This window comes from Bradyrhizobium sp. AUGA SZCCT0176 (genome assembly GCF_018130145.1).
GTDB lineage: Bacteria > Pseudomonadota > Alphaproteobacteria > Rhizobiales > Xanthobacteraceae > Bradyrhizobium.
Genome location: NZ_JAFCMB010000016.1, coordinates 101261 through 118299, shown reverse-complemented (window position 1 = coordinate 118299; position 17039 = coordinate 101261). Strand labels below are relative to the sequence as shown.

The window sequence follows — 17039 nt, the reverse complement described above, 5'->3', positions numbered from 1 at the left end:
GGTCGGTGCCGGGCTTGATAGACGGCAAACACTAAAGTTCCATTGAACGATCCCCGCGATTTCCCGCAAGGCGCTGCTTTGGCGGTGCGCGATTTCCGTACTTCTACGGAATTGTTGCCGTTATGCTTTCAATTTGGGCAGGCGGATCAAGCTGTCGCCGGTCCGTCCTGGGCGACGTCCGTGTCTGCCCCCGGTGGCCCAAATTGATTTCGGGAGTGTCCTGGCTAGAAATTTCGCCGTCCTTGTCGGGGGACGTCATTTGCAGATATTTGACCTGCGGGAGCGGCCTGAGTTCTTCAATACCGTCGCTGACCGGGTGTGGCGTGCCTGGTGGGACCCCTCCGGCCACCCATACTCCACGGTATCGAACGGCTTGCTCGATATGATGAAGGGCGATCCCATCTCCTTTGCTGTCGTCGCGGCGGACGGAGATCGGTATCTGGGGTCGACACTGGGCATCGCGTGCGATCTTCCCGAACGCAGGCAGTACGCGCCGTGGGTAGCCGCCGTGTGGGTTGAGCCGGAGCACAGGCGGCAAGAGGTTGGACGCGCGCTGGTGCGGGCATGCGGCGCAATGCTGTTTCGAACGCGGCTTCCCGCGCGCCTATCTGTGCTCATCGCCGGAGCGATTGGCATTCTACACGCGGATGGGATGGACCCCATCGAGCACGGGGTGGGGGAGCATAACCAGACGGTCTATGTGCTGGAACGATAAGGCCGCCTCGGTTGGCGGCCTTTTTCATTGCCCGCGCGCTGGTTTCAATCCTCAGAAACCTCACACAGTCCCCTCCGGATGGTGCATAATGTCTCATGGCAAAAGCAAAAGTGACCTTCAAGACCGTCCGGATCGCAGATGACGACTGGACTATCCAGGCAGATTATCCTGGCAGCGAACAACGCGAGATCACCGGGCTGACCAGCAAGGCAGATGCCGACGACTGGATGAACGGAAACCGCAAGGTCGCGTGGCTGCGATCCCAGGGCTACGCCAAGTGACCCGGTAGGGCCGGCGGCCGGATTAGCCAACGGGTCCCGCGCAAGGCGCGGCCCGATATCCTGAATTCATCGACTCGCAGGCGATTGCCGGCAACCACCATCGGTTTTTTTGCGCACCAGCGGGGCTGTCGGCTACTTGGCCGGGATGGCCGGCTGAACCGGTGCCGGGCCGGGCGGCGTCGGCTTGATCGCAGATTCAGGCCGGGTCGGATTAACCGTCGCGCCGGCGTCATTCACCGTATTGAATGTCGTGCCGGGAGGCGTCTGGGGTGGCCGTCGGTCAATGATCAGGTTGGTGTGATCTACCAGGATGATGGTGGTAATCGAGACGGCCGCGACAATCGCGGCAATGATCACGGGTTTTCGCAAAACGGTTGCCATACACGTCAACGCCGTCCAGGCCGCGGGGTTCCAGCGCCGGCAGCGCTGGCTGATCCGCGAAACGTCGCAGCAGCATTCAAGCTGCCGTCGTGCTCCATCCGGCTATGAAATGCTTCTGCGCAGAGCGGGCATTGTCCCGGGCCGCAGTGGTCTGTTATCACCGACAAGCCATCCGTTGAAAAGCCAGCCCAGCGAAAGATCATGAGTTTCTTCGAGCGATTGAAGACCGCAGCATCCGCCGAGTGGCGCGCCTACACCGAGCATGCCTTTACGAACGCCATGGCGGACGGCTCGCTCGCCGAGGCGGCGTTTCGTCACTATCTCGTTCAGGATTATCTGTTCCTGATCGAGTTTGCGCGCGCCTACGCGCTCGCGGTCTACAAGGCGCCTCAGCTGGCGGACATGCGCGAGGCGGCGGCCGGCCTTTCGGCGATTCTCGACGTCGAGATGGACCTGCACGTCAAACTTTGCGCCGGCTGGGGGCTGTCGCCCGGCGATCTCGAACAAGCCCCTCCGGCGGTCGAGATGCTGGCCTATACCCGCTATGTGCTCGACGCCGGGATGCGCGGCGACCTGCTGTCGCTCAAGGTGGCGCTGGCGCCTTGCGTGATCGGCTACGCCGAGATCGCAACCAGGCTCGTCGCGCACCCGAACGCGCTGCTCGCAACCAACCCATATCGTGTCTGGATCGCCGAATATGCCGGTGCGCCCTATCAGGAAGTTGCGGCGAACGCGCGGGCGCATCTGGAATCCCTTGCCGATCGCTACGCGACGCCGGCCCGCGAGGCCGAGCTGATCGCGACCTTCAAGGAAGCAACCCGGCTCGAAGCCGACTTCTGGGAAATGGGCTGGCGCGTGGGCAAGTCTTGATAGGTCGCTAGCAGGTCCGGGGTCGCGGCAGGCTTACGATCGGGCCAGCATGCCATCGCGAGCCACAAGTTTTCCATTCTTGTAGACCGATCGCCCGCGCGGGATCGCCACCACTGCCTCCGGCACATGTTGCGCATTCAAGGTCACGAAATCGGCCTTGTCGCCGACCTCAAGCCCATAGCCCTTAAGCCGCAGCGCTTTCGCGCCGGCCCTGGTCACGACGTCAAAGGCGATCCCCAATTCGTCGTCGGTGTTGAAGCCGGAGCGGTAGCCGATCATGTTGGCGCGGCCCAGCATGTCGCCATCGCCGTAAGGCCACCAGGAGTCCCGGATATTGTCGCTGCCGCCGAATACCGTGACGCCGGCCTCGCGCAGAAGGGCGACGGGCGGAAAGGGCCGGCGTCCAGGCGCGTTGGTCATGATCGCAACGTCGCTTTCCGCCAGAACGTCGGCCGTGCGTTTGGCGATGTCCGTGGCGACATCGCCGAGCGCATAGGCGTGGCTGATTGCGACAAGGCCGCCCATGCCGAGCGCGCGCGACCGCGCCGCAATCTGTTCGATTTCGAAGATTCCGAGCGTGCCATTATCGTGAAGATGTATGTCGACGCCGACGCCACGTTTCTCGGCAACACCGAATACGATGTCGAGATGCTTTTCGACATCGCGATCAAAGCTTGCGGGATCTATGCCGCCGACGAGATCAGCGCCCATCGCCACCGCTTCATCGAGCAGTTCAGCTGTCCCGGGGCTTTGCAGGATGCCGCTCTGCGGGAACGCGACGAGCTGGATATCGATGATATTCCGGTAGGCTTCGCGCACCGCCAGAATCTTCTCCAGCGATCTGAGCCCGATGGTGCCGTCCACCGTGACATGGCTGCGCATATGCGTCGAACCATGGCCGATGCAAAGCTCGAGCTGATTTCGGGCGCGGACTTCCACGGGAGCGGCTTCGGCGAAATTTTGCGCCTGAAAGGCGACGCGTTCATGGACATTGAAGCCGTTGGTATAGGGCTTGTGGGGCTTCCAGTCGTCGCGGTAGAAGCTGGTGTCGAGGTGGATGTGTCCTTCGACAAACCCGGGAACGATTAGCGCGCCGCCGAGATCGCGTGTCGGCGCACCCACGGAGATTTGGGTTCCCGGCCTCGAAACGGAGCTGATGCGTCCGTTCGCAACGGCGACATCATTGAGCGAACCGTCAGCGAATTTTGCGTTGGTGAACAGCGTATCGATCGGGCTCACGCGACGTCTCCCAGCCTGAGTAGCTACGGGAGTTCATATTGGCCCTGGGCCTTTGGCAAGGGCTTTGAACCTCGGCGCGCCCCTCCGGCACTAAAGGACTGGCACATCCGTGCCGCCGGATGAGAGGATGCTGAGACCATGTACGCGCGAGGCAAGAAGGCAGGGTTTATCGTCGCCTTCATGCTGGCGTCCGCCGCGTGTTCGGCGGTGGCCGCGCCGCGCGCGACGTCCGATGACGCGCAGGCGGTCGACAAGATGCGCGCGACGATTGCGGCCAATGCCGAGCAGGCGCTGGCCAGGCAAGGCGGCTCCAAGATTCTGTTCAAGGTCGATAGCGCCGCGTTGCGCGAAGCAGTCGTGACGGAGCTGCGCGATGATTTGTATCGGACCGTGCGGGAAGGGCGCATTCCGTTTTCCGGTCTGGCGATGCGCGACGGCGGCGTCGAGGTCCGGATTGCCGAGCCCAAGGACCGGCAACGCGTGCTGGCCAAGCTGGTGCCATCCACGAAAGAATTGCCTTACAGCGCACAGACGATCAGCGTCGCCGACAGCGGTGACGGGCTGATCCGCCTGATGCCGACGGAGGCCGGGTTCGCCGAGCGCCTGCGCGAACTGGTCAGGCAATCCGGCGAGATGATCGACCAACGCCTGCGCAACGCAGGCATCAGGGACGCCAGCCAGCAGCCCGACGGGGCCGACCGGCTTCGTGTGCTGCTGCCGGGCGTCAGGGATCCCGAACGCGTGAGCGCGCTGCTCGGCAAGCGAGGGCGGGTGACGTTTCGCCTGGTCGATGTGTCCGTGATCGCCGCGCTGGCTCAGAAAGGTCCGCTGCCACCGACATCCGAAATTCTTTACCACTTCAAGACCAGGGAGCCTTCTGTGGTCCTGAAGGAGGTCGCAATGGAAGGCGACGATATCATCGACGCGTCGCCCTTGATCGACCCGCGGACGCAGCAGCCGATCGCGTCGTTCCGCTTGAATGCGCGCGGCGCCCGGCGCTTCGCCACCATCACGCAGGAGAATATCACAAAGCCGTTCGCGATCGTCGTTGACGACCAGGTGCTGTCGGAGTCGATCATCAGCGAGCCGATCACCGGCGGCTCGGCGATCATATCGGGCAACTTTACGATCGAAGACGCCAACAACGTCGCGATGCTGGTACGTTCAGGGGCGCTGCCGGGGCGCCTGAGCGTCGTCGATCAGCAGGTCGTCGAAGCGGTCGCGACCGCCGGCAAACAGTAGCGAGACCACGTCAGGCAGCTTCGCGCCGCTTTCCGGATTCATCGAGCAGACCTGCAGCCACCAGCGCCTCGCGAATCCGCGCGATCTCCGGCTCGCTGATCTTGACCAATGGCGGCCGCACCACGGCGCGCGGCAGGCGGCCGAGAAGAACCAGCGCCTCCTTCATGCGGTTGTGCATGTCGACAAAGGGATCGGCGTAGAACACAGCCATCAGCGGATGGATGCGATCGTTCAGCCGCCGCGCCTCGGCAAGGTCGCAGGCTTCGACCGCGCGGAACAGCCGGGCCTGCAGATCGGCGATCACGCTGCCGCTTCCCGACAATAGTCCGTTGCAGCCGAGCACCAGCGAACTCAAGAGCCAGGCGCTGTTGGTGGAGAGCACGGTGACCGGCTGCTTTCGCGATTGCAGCATCCTTACATGCGCCTCGTGCTGCGGCACGCTTTGCGACCAGTCCTTGATGGCGCGGATGGTGGGGATTTCGTCGAGCAGGCGGGTCAGCGTCGCCGCGGGATAACCTTGCCCGGTCGCCAGCGGATACTGGAAGACGATCAGCGGCAGATCGGAGGCCGCCGCGATTGTGCTGAAGTGCGCGAGCGCCATGTCAGCGGTCTGGCCGAGCGTGAAGGGCGCCGGCGGAAACACCAGCAGCGCCGAAGCGCCGCCGGCCTGCGCGCGCTTTGCGATCCGCGCCGCCTCGAGGCTGCCGTCCGCCCAGATGCCGTGGATCAACGGCAGCCGATCGCCGATCTCGTCGCCTGCGATGTCAAGCACCCGGCTCTGCTCATCGGATGTGCACGAGGCCACTTCGGTCGAATGCGCATTGATCGTTACTGCCGACAGGCCCTCGACAGCAGCGACGTCACGCAGATGGCTGCGGAAGCTCGACTCGTCGATGGCGAGATCGTCGTGGAACGGCAGCAGCACCGCGGGGATCACCCCCTGGGGTACGAAGTCCTTGAAGCGCGCCGCTTTGAAGTGGGCCTCTTTGGGGTAAGCCTCTTTGGAGTAAGCCATGGCGATCTCCCGTCATGTTTTTTTTCAAACTTGACCGTTTCGCAATAACTATCACGGCCACGAGACGCGAACCAGTCGCGATCAACAACGCGGCCACGCGTCCGCGAAAGCGCGGCGGTTCTGGCGCGCCATCATTGTCGCGGACGGACAATCAGCGGGAAGTTGGGCCGCCAAAGGAGCCGGCCTGCGCATTACTTCACGTACCAGTAGGTGCCGGAGCAGGTGGAGGTCGCCCAGATCACCAGCACCTGGCCGCCGAACGGTATGCTCACTTCCATCCTGGGCGGACCGTGGTTACAAGTCCGGCCGCCCGCGATCGTGTCGAGTTCGGTTTCCCTGAGCGGTCTGGTTTTGATTTGCCCGGATTCCATGTCTGTCTCCTGTCGTGGGACGAAGGGACCATCCGCATCGTCAGACAGGGCAGGCTAGGTTCGCGCGAGCGACGTGCCGTGAGGTAAGTCACGGTTTGAAGCATCGGCCTCATCCGCACCGGTCATTCCGGCTCATGTGACGATCGTCACGGTGATCCGCGATCGGCAAGCCTAGTGTTGCGTCATGACGAGCACTAACGCTCTTCACCTCATTCTTAACCGATGGAGAAATGTGATGACCAAGCGCAATACCGAAAACCGTGAACTGGCGATCGAGGAACTGGAGATCGTGGCCGGCGGCGTGATCGAAGGTGGCTGCATCCGTTTTCCCGACATCCTGAAAGTGCTGTTCCCGAAGCCGCTGCAGCCGACCCCGTGGAAGGACATCTTCCCGATCCGCTGATCGAACGTTTAGTACCGGCCGGTACATCCAGTTGGGGGAAACAACATGGCTAATCTTGTGCACGAATTGTCAGCAACCGAGCTCGACCGGGTGTGTGGCGGCGAGCTGGATATGATCAGTCTGCAAAGCATGATGGCTCAGCGGCATATGGCCGTGCAGCTGACCACCACCATGCTCCGCGCCATGAACGATACGACCAGCACAATCATCAGAAATATCGGCAAGTAATCTCGACAAGTAAGCCTGGCCTGCAGCGGGGTTCGTAGCGTCGGGGTTTCCGGATCGGGCATGCGCGGCTTGTCCGAGAGGAACTACCGGCACCCGCGCGGGATTATCCCGGCAGAGGGTAGTTTTGCCGTCGAAGGAGTTCTGATGCGCATTCTGATGTTGGCCGCGTTGGCGATTGCGGCGGCTGTGGCAGCGCCGTCGGCGCACGCCCAGACCTATGATCCGAAATATCCCGTCTGCCTTCAGGTCTACACAGGCCGGAACGATTTCTACTTCGAATGCGGCTACACCTCGATCCCACAGTGCAATATGTCGGCATCCGGCCGCGCCGCACAATGCGTCGTCAATCCCTATTACGAGGGCGGAAAGCGCACTAAAAAGCCTCGCCGCGACTATTGAGGACTGTTGGGTTCGATCCGCCCTGCTATTGGGGCGCGGCATCTGACCGGGCGACGGGCAGGGCGTAGCGCCTGACCCACCAGCGGAACGAAGGCGAATATGCAAAAGCCCGGCACACCGGCCGGGCCCTAGTTTGAAAATTCTTTCGTGATGAAACTCAGACATTGATAGCGAAATACGCTGGGGCGTCTGTTCACTATTGCACAATGGAGCCACAATTTGCCTCCGTATGACTGCGGAGACCCCACGCATGCGCATGGTCGCGCACAGCCGTGAGCATCCCCAAAGATTTCTTGAGACAAGAAATGTCGAGACAAGATGAAGTCGAGGACTGTGCGGCATGAAGAAGCCGGCGGGTTGCGCCGGCTTCTCCTTGCGCTGTTTCGCGCGGTGCCGAACGGCTCAGCCCGGGCCGGCGCCCTGGGTTGCGGTGTACACGGCGTAGAGCGACTGGCTCGCGGCCATGAACAGGCGGTTCCGCTTCGGCCCGCCGAAACAGACGTTGCCGCACACTTCGGGCAGGCGGATCCGGCCGATCAACTTGCCGTCCGGTGACCATATCGTCACGCCGCTATAGCCGACGGCGCGGCCGGCATTGCTGGAAGCCCAGACATTGCCGTTGACGTCGCAGCGCACGCCGTCCGGTCCGCATTTGACGCCATCTACCATGAAGTCGCTGAACCGCTTGTGGTTCGACAGTTTGTTGTCGGTGCCGACATCGAACACGAACATGTCGCCCTTGCCGCCCGGCCCGGTATCGCCGGGCCCCTTGCCGGTGCTGGCGACGTAGAGCTTCTTGTAATCGGGCGAGAAACACAGGCCGTTGGGATCGGGCACCTGCTCCTCGGTCACGACCAGGTCGACGCGGCCTGAGGGGTCGATGCGATAGCAATTGGTCGGCAGCTCGCGCTTGCCAGGCACGAAGCCGGCCGGCTGGCCGATCCGAGGGTTGAGCTTGCCGGCAGGATTGCTGGGGCCGCCCGCAACGTCCGGTTCGCCCTCATAGAGCTGGCCGCCATAGGGCGGGTCGGTGAACCAGTAGCTGCCATCGGGATGGGCGACGACGTCGTTCGGCGAGTTGAGTTTCTTGCCGCCGAAATTATCGGCGAGCACGGTCGCGGTGCCGTCGTGCTCGTAGCGCACCACCCGGCGGGTGAGGTGCTCGCAGGACAGCTGCCGGCCCTGGAAGTCGAACGAGTTGCCGTTGGAATTGTTGGACGGGGTGCGGAATACGCTGACGCGGCCGTCATCCTCGGTCCATCGCATCTGGCGATTATTGGGAATGTCGCTCCACAGGAGATAGCGGCCCTGCGAACTCCAGGCCGGGCCTTCGGCCCACAGCAGTCCGGTATGGAGACGCTGGATTGGCGCGTTGGGCTGGGCGAGGTCGTTGAACGACGGATCGACCGCGATGATATCGGGGTCCCAGAAATAGGTGGTCGGCGCGCCTCGGGGACTGAAATCGCGCGGCGGGGTGGTGACCACGGATGGCGGCCCCACCGCGCCGCCCTGCTGGGCCAGCGCGGTGCCGGCCCCCGCCACGGTGGCCCCGGCGGCGAGCGCCAGGCCGTGGACGAGCGTTCGTCGTGAAATCATGGATTGCGGATCGCGCTGCACGTCGCGTGTCATCACTTCCTCCCAGGATATGCGCCGGCCGGTTGATCCGGCCAAGCGGGTGCAAGGCTATGCCGGCCCGGCCTCGGTTGCGAGCACCTTTCGGCGCAGCCCGGGGCTGAAGGATGCAGTGCAAGATGGCTTACCCTGTTGATCTCTGTCCGTCGGAAGGCGGCGGCGCGCCGGGCGGTTCGCCAGGATGCTGGCGCTCCGCTGGTCCGCTCGCAGATCAGGAGGGCTCAATCCGCCGGAGGATTCCCGGCAGGTTTGGTTGCCGCGCGGTAGCGTTTCCAGTTTTCGATGGTCGCTTCGTAGCGGACCGGCTTCCTTGCAGCGGGGACTGGCTCCGGCTTCGCGGCGACCATGCCCACGGTTTCAGCCTGTCCGGCTTTGGATACATGTGCTGGCTTCGGATAAAAGGCGACGAAGCCCAGCAGGCCCGCGATCACCAATCCAACAGGGATAGCGATCGCCCAATCATTATGTGTACGCTGAGTGACATCATGGCGCAGGACTCTCGTTAAGTCTCTTGGCATGTTCAGCTCCCACGTTGCATTGGCTTTTGTAAGTCGAGACGCGCGGCGGCAATCGTGAGCTGCTTCACTATTGCTGCTCACGAAACCGTTAGAAGCGGCCGGGCGGTGGCCCCGAGCCCGCGCGCAGCCTGAACGATCCGCGCCTTCGAAAAAGTGATCCGGATCACGGAAATGCCGATGGAAATGCGCCTTTCCCGTTCGATCGCCGTTCAGCCTCCCGGCGCATTTTGCGATTGCACCGCGCCTGTTCGCATCGATCGCTTTTGAATCAATCGATTGGCGAAGCTCGTTGGTCGGCCGCGCAAGCCTCGACACGCGGCCTCTCGGCCCATAACCTCCGCCGCGCAATTGGAGGAGAACCGAATTGGCCAAGAGAGTTGTGAAGAGAGTTGTGAAGCGCGCTTCGAAAAAGACGCCCGCGAAAAAACCGACCAAAAAAACTTCTGTCCGCGCCAGCAAGGCCGCGAAGGCGGCCAGGAAGACCGGGAAAGCAAAGGCCAAGCGCGCTCCTTCGCGCAAGCCGGCCACGCCCAAGGGGCCGGTCTGGCAATGGTCGGCGCTGGAGACTGCGGCAGCCATCCGGTCCGGCGCGATTTCTTCGGTCGAGGTTACGGAGGCTCACGTCGCGCGGATGCGCGCGGTCAATCCAAAGCTCAACGCGGTTGTGGTCGATCTCTCCGACGAAGCGCTCAAGGCTGCCAGGGCGGCGGACCAGGCGCGTGCGAAAGGCGGCGAACTAGGCCTGCTGCATGGCGTGCCGATCACGATCAAGGAAAATGTCGATTACGAAGGCAGGCCCAATCCCAATGGCGTGCCTTCGCAAATGAACATCATCGCACCATCAGACGCGCCTGTGGTGCGCAATCTCCGGAAGGCCGGCGCTGTTGTGCTGGGGCTGACCAACACGCCCGAATTCTCGTTCCGCGGCTTCACGGACAATCCGCTGCACGGGCTGACGCTCAACCCATGGGATCCCGAGATCACCTGCGGCGGGTCATCAGGCGGCGCCGGCTCGGCGGTCGCGGCCGGCATCGGCACGATCGCACACGGCAACGACATCGGCGGCTCGCTGCGCTGGCCGGCGCATTGCAACGGCGTCGCCACCATCAAGCCGACGCAAGGCCGTATCCCCGCCTTCAATCAAAGCGCCACAGCCGAGCGGCCGATGCTCGCGCATCTGATGTCGGCGCAGGGACCGCTGGCGCGCAGCGTCGGCGATGTCAGGCTCGGCCTTGAAGTGATGTGCCAGCGCGATCCGCGTGATCCCTGGTGGGTCCCGGCGCCGCTGGCGGGTCCGAAGCCGAAGGGGCCGATCAAGGTCGCGCTGGCGAAACTGCCCGCCGACATGAACGTCGATCCATCGGTGCGCGCGGCGCTGAAGCAGGCCGCCGACCATCTGGAGCGCGGGGGCTATCGCGTCAGCGAAGTCGAGGTCCCTGATATCAATGGCGTCTGGCAGACCTGGTGCGACATCATCGTCAATGAAGTCGCCGTGCTGCAGGAAGCCGGGATGCTGGCGGTAGCCTCGGAGCATTTCCACACGGCGTGGGGCGGCATCAAGCTAAAGGCGAACACGCTCGATCTGCCGGGCTGGATGCGTGCGACAGCCGCGCGCAGCGGTCATATTCGCGCCTGGCAAGCCTTCTTTGAGGATTATCCGGTCGTGCTGGCGCCGACGACGGTCATGCCGACGCCCGGGCCGCGCGCGGATACGACCAGCCTGGAACGCGTGGCCGAGATGTTCTTCAACGATTTGCGGTTCATTTCCGCGATCAATGTACTGGGCCTGCCGTCCGCGGTGGTGCCCGTCGCGCTGCACGAGGGCAAGCCGATCGGCGTGCAACTGATCGCCGGACGCTATCGCGAGGATCTGGCGCTGGATGCCGCGGCGTCGATCGAGAAACGCGCCGGCGTGCTGGTGCAAAAATTGTGGCAGCAGATGGCGTGAGCTAGAGCGTTTTCCAGCGAAGTGGACACCGGTTCGCGTCAAGAAAACGCGTCAAGACGAGAATCCAGAGCCCGTGCCGATTCCATCGGAACGGGCTCTGGCGCGCGTGTTGGGGTGGCGCTTTTTACCACCCCCTCCACATCTGCATGCCCAATATCGCGCCATTGTGGCTTGACCTCTAGGCAATTGCGCTAGAAGTTGCGCCCGCCGTGGTCATTTCTTCTGAATTCATTCGAGATTCCGAACTGTTCGTTCCCGACTCGCGCCGAGCCTGGGCCCGGCTTGCCGTGGCCGTGCTGATCGGCTCGCTCGGCAGCGTCGGCATGTGGTCGGTGGTGGTCGCGCTGCCGGTGGTGCAGCAGGATTTTGGCGCCACCAGGGGCACGGCGTCACTGGCCTTCACCATGATGATGCTCGGTTTCGGTTTGGGCCAGGTGATAACCGGCAAAATATCCGACCGCTACGGTATCGTCACCGCGATCGGGCTTGGCATCAGCATTCTGGGCCTCGGCTATATCGTCGCCGGCATGTCATGGTCGATCTGGCCGTACATTCTCGTGCATTTTGCCATCGGGCTTTCTTCGGCGGCAACCTTCGGCCCGCTGATGGCGGAAGCCTCGCACTGGTTCGAGCGCTACCGCGGGCTGGCGGTCGCGATCGCCGCCAGCGGCAACTACATCGGCGGCGCGGTCTGGCCGTCGCTGGTGAACTGGGGCATGCAGACCTACGACTGGCGCACCACCCATATCGCCGTCGGTATCTTCACCGCCGTGGCGATGACGCTGGCGCTGATCGGTTTGCGCGTTCTGATGGGCGCAGGGGTGCGCCGCAGCCACGCCAACGCGCTGCCGCCGCGTCTCGACCTGAAGCTGTCGACCAATGCGCTCACCGTGATCCTGGGGCTCGCCAGCATCTCCTGCTGCGTGGCGATGTCGATGCCGCAGGTTCACATCGTCGCCTATTGCAGCGATCTCGGCTATGGCGTGGCGCGCGGCGCCGAAATGCTGTCACTGATGCTGGGCCTTGGCATCATCAGCCGCATCGGCTCTGGTTTCCTGGCCGACAAGATCGGCGGCATCCCGACGCTCCTGATCGGCTCGGTGGCGCAAGGCACTGCGCTGCTGTTTTATCTGTTCTTCGACGGCCTGACCTCGCTCTATTTGATCTCCGCGATGTTCGGGCTGTTCCAGGGCGGCATCGTGCCGAGCTACGCCATCATCGTGCGCGAGACGATGCCGGCTTCGGAGGCAGCTACACGCGTCGGGTTCGTGATCCTGGCTTCGGTGTTCGGCATGTCGTTCGGGGGGTGGATTTCCGGCGTGATCTTCGACGCCACCGGCTCTTACGCCGCCGCGTTTACCAACGGCGTCGCCTGGAACCTGGTCAACATCGCCATCATGGTGCTGCTGTTGATGCGTGCGCGGCAGCGAATGGCGATGGCCTAGATCGGGATGACGTTTCTTCGAACCGTCATCCCGCTCCATCTTATTGTGTGAGCATGATCTCCGCGCAAAACGCGTTCCGCGTTTGTCGCGAGGGAAAACCGGTGCCCGCTTTGCGCTAACGCGGCCCTGCGGGTCCGGATCATGCTCGTGCCGATTATCCCTTCTCGACTTCGCCGCCGGCCTCCAGCCAGCCCTTGAAGCCGCCAAGGTTGCGGACGTTATTGTATCCCATGTCTTTCAGGGTCTTGCCGACCAGCGCCGAGCGCCCGCCGGATGCGCAGTAGGCGACCACCGTCTTGGATCGATCGAACGCCGCGTCGTGTAGCGCGGAAGCTGGATCGGCACGAAATTCCACAAGTCCTCGCGGAATGGCGAGCGCGCCCGGGACCTTGCCCGATGCTGCGACCTCGGCGGGTTCACGGACGTCGAGAAACAGCACGTCAGCCCGGCCAACCAGTTTCTTCGCTTCATCCGGACTGATACGCGGCACCTCGGCTTCGGCCTCGGCCAGCATCGTCTGTACTGTTTTCATTTTTGTTTCCTCCGGGATCAAGACGCGGTTGCGTCCATTGCGGCGAGTAAGGCGCAAACCTCCGGCGGTTGCAATGGCAAAGGACTGCGTGCGAATTCCGATGTCGAGGCCTGGTGCGGCCCTCTGTCGCAACGTATGTCTCACACCGCCTGGCCCGCCTTCAACAGCGAGCAGCCCGTGATCTTGAAGCTGCCGTCGGGCTGCTGCTCCAGCGTATACAACGCCTCCCATGCCTCGCCATTGGCATCGATGATGTGGACGCGCTGGGCAATCCGGCCACCCGCCGCGCGGGCTTCGCCGAATTCAAAACTCTTGTGGCGGTAGACCGGCGGATAGGCCTGCCGGACCATCTGCATGAAGATATCGGCTTCCGGAAAAATCTGCTGGATCGACGGCGCCGCGTGAGAATAGGCGGCGGCGGAATCGTCGCGGCCAAAAGCCTGCTCCTGCGCGCGGATCACGCTTTGCGCGGCGGCGACATCGTCGGCGAAGGCCGGCGATCCAAATCCGATCAGGAAAACGACAAGCAGAGCAAGAGCGCGCATGCGGGTGTTCCCTGGCTAGAGCCTCTTCCGTTTCGATGAAATCGTAACGGGCTCCAGATTCTTGATTTGACGCGTTTTCTTAACGCGAACCGGTCTCCACTTCGCTTGAAAACGCTCTGATGCAGCGAGTTACGGCCAAGTCGGCCGAAAGTTGCATCCATCTCGCCAGCGGTGCAAGCGGCTCCAGGGATTGAGGTGGCTATTGGCCGCTCGCCAGGCGCCGCAGGCCGGACGCGGTCAAGCCGAGTTCGCCGAGCCGCCGCACTGCGTAGCCGAGGCCGACCAGCCGTTCCCAGTGCAACTGGGGAATTTCACGCTGCGCATCCCCCTTGCTGACTTCGCGCAAGGAGGCGAATTCGTCGGCGCTGAGGGCAGGGTGTGGTTCGCTCATGCGGCGACCTCGTCGGTCCACACCTTGAAGCTCGCCAGCGTGTTCGGGCCGAAGGTCTGGGTGATAGGCACGTCGGAGGCATCGCGCCCCTGTGCAATCAGGACGCGGCCGATCCGCGGCACGTTGTTGCGCGGATCGAACATGTGCCAGCGCCCGCCGATATAGGCTTCGAACCAGCCGGCGAAATCCCCCACGGCCCAGGGCTTGGGCGTGCCGATGTCGCTGAGATAGCCGGTGCAATAGCGCGCCGGAATGTTCATGCAGCGGCAGAACGTGATGGCCAGATGAGCATAGTCGCGGCAGACGCCCTTGCCTTCGCTATAGGCTTCCCACGCCGTCTTGGTGGCGCGGGCGTGCTCGTAGCCGAACGCGATGTGGCGATGCACGAAGTCGCAGATCGCCTGCACCCGCGCCCAGCCCGGCGGCGTCTTCTCGAACAACTGCCAGGCAATGTCCGAAAGGCGGTCGGTCTCGCAATAGCGGCTGCCGAGCAGATACACCAATGTGTCCGCAGGCAGATCCTCGACCGCGTGCTGGACCGCCGAGGCGAACATCGGATCGGGCAGGCCGGAGTCGCGAACGACGCCATCGGCGGCAAGACGGAGGCGGCCTGCCGGCGCCACCATGCGGCTGCACCAATTGCCGAACATGTCGCGATAGGGGGTGATCTCGACCGCAGGCGTGGTGGTCAGGAAGTCCGGCACGATGACGTCGGAGGCGCGCGTGAAATGAGTGCCCAGCACCATGATCATGGGTGTCGGCTGCGGGAAATCGTAAAGCATTTCGAATCCGACGCGCAGCTTCATTCGAAATACTTTCTTGGCTGAATACCTGCTTGAAATGGCTACGAAACCACCGAATACAAGGCTTTTGCTGCTTTATTCAACCAAATGCGCCTCTCGACAGAGAAAACGATAGCTAATTGCCGCAAAAGCGCGCACGCTACGCCGATGTCCGAACAATCCGATGGTTCCGTGCGCAGACGAGGTCTGTTGCCATGACGATGCGCTCGCGACGGGAAACGATTCATTTCAGGCACCCGTTCCGCATCAAGGGAATTGATCGCCAACTCGCGCCCGGCGCTTACGAAGTCGTCACCGATGAGGAGATGATCGAAGGGCTGTCGTTCCCGTGCTTCCGGCGTGTCGCCACCATGATCATGGTCCCTGCAGCGGCGCCGCACCGATCTTCGATGGAAATGATTTCGATCAGTTCAGTCGATCTGTCCGATGCGCAGCGGATCGACGCGAGCGCGCCCAAGTGACTGAGATCCCGATCGAGCTCGACAAGCATCGCGGCATGGCGGCGCAGAAGGCAACCGACATCCGCCGCGTGCTCGCCGACGTCGAGGCCAACGCGAAACTGCTGCGCGACAAGCAGGGCGTGGTCGAGATCCAGCTCCTGGCCGTACCGGCCGCCTCGTGGTCCGAGGCGGTGGCCAAGGCGCGTTACGTGCTCAACCTCTATTCGGCCAGCCTCGCGCCATCAGACACGCATCACCGCGACCTCGTGAGCGCGGTGCTTGCGGATCTCACCCGGCTCTCCGGCGATGATGTCTGAACAAAACGAACAAGCGGCTTCGACCAACCAAGACTTTATCCAGCGTGTTCGACGCAAGATCGAACGGCCAAACTGAAAGTATCTGATGAAAAATCTCTCGCCCCGTCACGTCAAGACAGAAGAATCGCTTCGCCTCGGTGTCGTGTCCGGCTGGTACTCGACCAAGGTCAGCGGCACCTTCGTTTCGGGCCCGCATGATTCCGAAGCCGACTGCCTGCGCAGGATTGCCGAAATCAATCCCCCGCCGGTCAAGAAGAAGACGATGGTGGGTTGAGTGGGAGAAATCGATGGTACGGTTGTTCCGACCTTTGAGAACCGCCCGATGACGCTCGCGCGTGGCAGCATCGGGGGCTACGAATATGATCGCATGGTGCTGAAGTTTTCCATGATGGACGACGGCAGGGAAGTCCCCTGCGCCGTCAGTGCGTCGGCGATGGACGATCTTGAGCGTGTTTCGCGGACGGCGCCGGAACGGCGTGAAGAGCAGTTCGTCCGGCTGCGCGACCGGATCGAACAATGCGCCTCGCGCAAGTTCCAGGCGCGGGAGTTCGAGGGCACGCCTCCCGGCATCATCCTGCGCAGCATCGACTTTCGCGGCTGATGGCCGAGGCCGCGACGCGGCCCGGAATTGACAGCGTCGCTGCGTGAGCCGGGATCGACGCCTGCCTTAACTGGCAAGCGCGGAGATGCAAATATAAGTCGTCGTTGCGGAACTCTGCGTCCGCAGCGCCGTTGCCAATCGATCCCCAAGCGCAGTGGGATTGGCGATCCGCCACAGTCAGCAGCCCAACATGACCAAAGCTATCTCGGCGTTCGCGGCATTCGCGCTGCTAGGAGCGTCGGGTGCAGCCGTTCGCGAGGTGCGCCCGGTCATGGCGTGCCGTTGAGCCATATATGATGCCTCTGGATCATTCCCGCCTTCCGCTCGTCGTGCTCGTCGTTGAAGACGAGATGATGCTGCGCATGCGCGTGGTCGATATGGTGGAAGACGCCGGCTATGTCCCGGTCGAGGCCGTGGACGCGGACGAAGCCATGGCCATCCTCCGCTCCCGATCCGATATCGCGCTGATGCTTACCGACGTTCAGATGCCCGGTAGCATGAACGGGCTGCAACTGGCACACGCGGTCCGCGAGAATTGGCCGCCCATCAAGATCATCCTGGCGTCCGGACAGCTGAAATTGTCCGGCAGCGACATTCCGTTGGACAGCCGATTTTTCGGCAAACCGCTGCAATCCGACGAAATCATTGCGGAAATGCGCGTAATGCTTGGCCCGGCCTGAAATCGGCAGGAGACGGACATCCGATGGCTTTGCACCGTAACGG

General features: G+C 62.9%; 24 protein-coding genes. 14 read left to right on the top strand and 10 right to left on the bottom strand.

All coding sequences use genetic code 11. From position 1 onward, the window contains the following. Positions 1-259: 259 nt before the first annotated feature. Together JQ600_RS28280 and JQ600_RS28275 are read left to right on the top strand one after the other, a co-directional pair. A complete protein-coding gene (locus JQ600_RS28280; protein ID WP_249136128.1) occupies positions 260-715 on the top strand; it encodes a GNAT family N-acetyltransferase in 456 nt (151 codons plus the stop codon). A 95-nt stretch (positions 716-810) separates the two neighbouring features. Beyond that, positions 811-996: a hypothetical protein gene (locus JQ600_RS28275; RefSeq protein WP_212266011.1), complete on the top strand. Its 186-nt coding sequence runs from the start codon at positions 811-813 to the stop codon at positions 994-996. 132 nt (positions 997-1128) lie between these two features. On the opposite strand, the gene JQ600_RS28270 is transcribed toward JQ600_RS28275, so the two are convergent. Beyond that, positions 1129-1353, bottom strand: a complete 225-nt coding sequence (locus JQ600_RS28270) for a hypothetical protein (protein WP_212390058.1) — start codon at positions 1351-1353, stop codon at positions 1129-1131. 225 nt (positions 1354-1578) lie between these two features. On the opposite strand from JQ600_RS28270, the gene tenA reads away from it, so the two are divergent. After that, positions 1579-2247, top strand: a complete 669-nt coding sequence (gene tenA / locus JQ600_RS28265) for a thiaminase II (RefSeq protein WP_212390056.1) — start codon at positions 1579-1581, stop codon at positions 2245-2247. Between the two features lie 33 nt (positions 2248-2280). On the opposite strand, the gene JQ600_RS28260 is transcribed toward tenA, so the two are convergent. Beyond that, on the bottom strand, positions 2281-3486 hold the full coding sequence (locus JQ600_RS28260; protein WP_212490178.1) for an amidohydrolase family protein: 1206 nt from the start codon (positions 3484-3486) through the stop codon (positions 2281-2283). Positions 3487-3624: 138 nt separating this feature from the next. Here JQ600_RS28260 and JQ600_RS28255 point away from each other — a divergent pair, with 138 nt between their 5' ends. Continuing rightward, a complete protein-coding gene (locus JQ600_RS28255; RefSeq protein ID WP_249136127.1) occupies positions 3625-4728 on the top strand; it encodes a SecDF P1 head subdomain-containing protein in 1104 nt (367 codons plus the stop codon). 10 nt (positions 4729-4738) lie between these two features. On the opposite strand, the gene JQ600_RS28250 is transcribed toward JQ600_RS28255, so the two are convergent. Continuing rightward, a complete protein-coding gene (locus JQ600_RS28250) occupies positions 4739-5743 on the bottom strand; it encodes a dihydrodipicolinate synthase family protein (RefSeq protein ID WP_212390052.1) in 1005 nt (334 codons plus the stop codon). Positions 5744-5934: 191 nt separating this feature from the next. After that, positions 5935-6114 (bottom strand): hypothetical protein, encoded by a 180-nt coding sequence (locus tag JQ600_RS28245; protein ID WP_212266016.1) that lies wholly within the window; start codon positions 6112-6114, stop codon positions 5935-5937. Between the two features lie 235 nt (positions 6115-6349). On the opposite strand from JQ600_RS28245, the gene JQ600_RS28240 reads away from it, so the two are divergent. The 3 genes from JQ600_RS28240 to JQ600_RS28230 all read left to right on the top strand — a co-directional run bounded on the left by JQ600_RS28240 (position 6350) and on the right by JQ600_RS28230 (position 7144). Further along, positions 6350-6517 carry a hypothetical protein gene (locus JQ600_RS28240; protein WP_212266017.1) on the top strand — a complete coding sequence of 56 codons (168 nt, stop codon included), beginning with the start codon at positions 6350-6352 and terminating at the stop codon, positions 6515-6517. 45 nt (positions 6518-6562) lie between these two features. Then, positions 6563-6745: a hypothetical protein gene (locus JQ600_RS28235; RefSeq protein ID WP_212390051.1), complete on the top strand. Its 183-nt coding sequence runs from the start codon at positions 6563-6565 to the stop codon at positions 6743-6745. A gap of 144 nt (positions 6746-6889) precedes the next feature. Further along, the gene (locus JQ600_RS28230; RefSeq protein ID WP_212390049.1) at positions 6890-7144 is read left to right on the top strand and encodes a DUF3551 domain-containing protein; all 255 of its coding nucleotides are present in this window, start codon (positions 6890-6892) and stop codon (positions 7142-7144) included. A gap of 402 nt (positions 7145-7546) precedes the next feature. Here the strand turns inward: JQ600_RS28230 and JQ600_RS28225 are convergent, their stop codons facing one another. Beyond that, a complete protein-coding gene (locus JQ600_RS28225; RefSeq protein WP_212266020.1) occupies positions 7547-8773 on the bottom strand; it encodes an SMP-30/gluconolactonase/LRE family protein in 1227 nt (408 codons plus the stop codon). Between the two features lie 224 nt (positions 8774-8997). Further along, positions 8998-9795: a hypothetical protein gene (locus JQ600_RS28220; protein WP_312011058.1), complete on the bottom strand. Its 798-nt coding sequence runs from the start codon at positions 9793-9795 to the stop codon at positions 8998-9000. Between JQ600_RS28220 and JQ600_RS28215 the strand changes: the two genes are divergently transcribed. Both JQ600_RS28215 and JQ600_RS28210 read left to right on the top strand, forming a co-directional pair. Further along, positions 9686-11242, top strand: coding sequence for an amidase family protein (locus JQ600_RS28215; RefSeq protein WP_312011057.1), 1557 nt, complete (start codon positions 9686-9688; stop codon positions 11240-11242). The two genes, JQ600_RS28220 and JQ600_RS28215, sit on opposite strands and share 110 nt — an antisense overlap. 209 nt (positions 11243-11451) lie before the next feature. Further along, positions 11452-12687, top strand: coding sequence for an MFS transporter (locus JQ600_RS28210; RefSeq protein ID WP_312011055.1), 1236 nt, complete (start codon positions 11452-11454; stop codon positions 12685-12687). 154 nt (positions 12688-12841) lie between these two features. On the opposite strand, the gene JQ600_RS28205 is transcribed toward JQ600_RS28210, so the two are convergent. The 4 genes from JQ600_RS28205 to JQ600_RS28190 all read right to left on the bottom strand — a co-directional run bounded on the left by JQ600_RS28205 (position 12842) and on the right by JQ600_RS28190 (position 14961). Then, positions 12842-13219, bottom strand: a complete 378-nt coding sequence (locus tag JQ600_RS28205; RefSeq protein WP_212000484.1) for a rhodanese-like domain-containing protein — start codon at positions 13217-13219, stop codon at positions 12842-12844. Positions 13220-13359: 140 nt separating this feature from the next. Beyond that, positions 13360-13764 (bottom strand): DUF4864 domain-containing protein, encoded by a 405-nt coding sequence (locus tag JQ600_RS28200; protein WP_212390043.1) that lies wholly within the window; start codon positions 13762-13764, stop codon positions 13360-13362. A gap of 199 nt (positions 13765-13963) precedes the next feature. Further along, positions 13964-14155 carry a hypothetical protein gene (locus tag JQ600_RS28195; RefSeq protein ID WP_192739931.1) on the bottom strand — a complete coding sequence of 64 codons (192 nt, stop codon included), beginning with the start codon at positions 14153-14155 and terminating at the stop codon, positions 13964-13966. After that, positions 14152-14961: a transglutaminase family protein gene (locus JQ600_RS28190; RefSeq protein WP_212390042.1), complete on the bottom strand. Its 810-nt coding sequence runs from the start codon at positions 14959-14961 to the stop codon at positions 14152-14154. Before JQ600_RS28190 ends, JQ600_RS28195 begins: the two co-directional genes overlap by 4 nt. A gap of 191 nt (positions 14962-15152) precedes the next feature. Between JQ600_RS28190 and JQ600_RS28185 the strand changes: the two genes are divergently transcribed. From JQ600_RS28185 to JQ600_RS28165, 5 genes are all read left to right on the top strand, one after another. Beyond that, positions 15153-15419 (top strand): hypothetical protein, encoded by a 267-nt coding sequence (locus JQ600_RS28185; protein ID WP_192739933.1) that lies wholly within the window; start codon positions 15153-15155, stop codon positions 15417-15419. Continuing rightward, entirely contained in the window at positions 15416-15715 is a 300-nt protein-coding gene (locus JQ600_RS28180; RefSeq protein WP_212390041.1) for a hypothetical protein, read from the top strand. Before JQ600_RS28185 ends, JQ600_RS28180 begins: the two co-directional genes overlap by 4 nt. A gap of 85 nt (positions 15716-15800) precedes the next feature. Then, positions 15801-15989, top strand: coding sequence for a hypothetical protein (locus JQ600_RS28175; protein WP_212390040.1), 189 nt, complete (start codon positions 15801-15803; stop codon positions 15987-15989). A 48-nt stretch (positions 15990-16037) separates the two neighbouring features. Then, entirely contained in the window at positions 16038-16316 is a 279-nt protein-coding gene (locus tag JQ600_RS28170) for a DUF1488 domain-containing protein (protein WP_192740012.1), read from the top strand. Positions 16317-16558: 242 nt separating this feature from the next. Further along, the gene (locus tag JQ600_RS28165; RefSeq protein WP_312011054.1) at positions 16559-16996 is read left to right on the top strand and encodes a response regulator; all 438 of its coding nucleotides are present in this window, start codon (positions 16559-16561) and stop codon (positions 16994-16996) included. Positions 16997-17039: the final 43 nt, after the last annotated feature.

Excerpts from the sequence above, each read along its gene's own strand:
- JQ600_RS28200 (WP_212390043.1), bottom strand. The coding sequence starts at position 13,764 with ATGCGCGCTCTTGCTCTGCTTGTCGTTTTCCTGATCGGATTTGGATCG.
- JQ600_RS28225 (WP_212266020.1), bottom strand. The coding sequence starts at position 8,773 with ATGACACGCGACGTGCAGCGCGATCCGCAATCCATGATTTCACGACGA.
- JQ600_RS28250 (WP_212390052.1), bottom strand. The coding sequence starts at position 5,743 with ATGGCTTACTCCAAAGAGGCTTACCCCAAAGAGGCCCACTTCAAAGCG.
- JQ600_RS28205 (WP_212000484.1), bottom strand. The coding sequence starts at position 13,219 with ATGAAAACAGTACAGACGATGCTGGCCGAGGCCGAAGCCGAGGTGCCG.
- JQ600_RS28230 (WP_212390049.1), top strand. The coding sequence starts at position 6,890 with ATGCGCATTCTGATGTTGGCCGCGTTGGCGATTGCGGCGGCTGTGGCA.
- JQ600_RS28175 (WP_212390040.1), top strand. The coding sequence starts at position 15,801 with ATGAAAAATCTCTCGCCCCGTCACGTCAAGACAGAAGAATCGCTTCGC.
- JQ600_RS28170 (WP_192740012.1), top strand. The coding sequence starts at position 16,038 with ATGACGCTCGCGCGTGGCAGCATCGGGGGCTACGAATATGATCGCATG.
- JQ600_RS28235 (WP_212390051.1), top strand. The coding sequence starts at position 6,563 with ATGGCTAATCTTGTGCACGAATTGTCAGCAACCGAGCTCGACCGGGTG.
- JQ600_RS28245 (WP_212266016.1), bottom strand. The coding sequence starts at position 6,114 with ATGGAATCCGGGCAAATCAAAACCAGACCGCTCAGGGAAACCGAACTC.
- JQ600_RS28185 (WP_192739933.1), top strand. The coding sequence starts at position 15,153 with ATGACGATGCGCTCGCGACGGGAAACGATTCATTTCAGGCACCCGTTC.
- JQ600_RS28190 (WP_212390042.1), bottom strand. The coding sequence starts at position 14,961 with ATGAAGCTGCGCGTCGGATTCGAAATGCTTTACGATTTCCCGCAGCCG.
- JQ600_RS28275 (WP_212266011.1), top strand. The coding sequence starts at position 811 with ATGGCAAAAGCAAAAGTGACCTTCAAGACCGTCCGGATCGCAGATGAC.
- tenA (WP_212390056.1), top strand. The coding sequence starts at position 1,579 with ATGAGTTTCTTCGAGCGATTGAAGACCGCAGCATCCGCCGAGTGGCGC.
- JQ600_RS28195 (WP_192739931.1), bottom strand. The coding sequence starts at position 14,155 with ATGAGCGAACCACACCCTGCCCTCAGCGCCGACGAATTCGCCTCCTTG.
- JQ600_RS28255 (WP_249136127.1), top strand. The coding sequence starts at position 3,625 with ATGTACGCGCGAGGCAAGAAGGCAGGGTTTATCGTCGCCTTCATGCTG.
- JQ600_RS28240 (WP_212266017.1), top strand. The coding sequence starts at position 6,350 with ATGACCAAGCGCAATACCGAAAACCGTGAACTGGCGATCGAGGAACTG.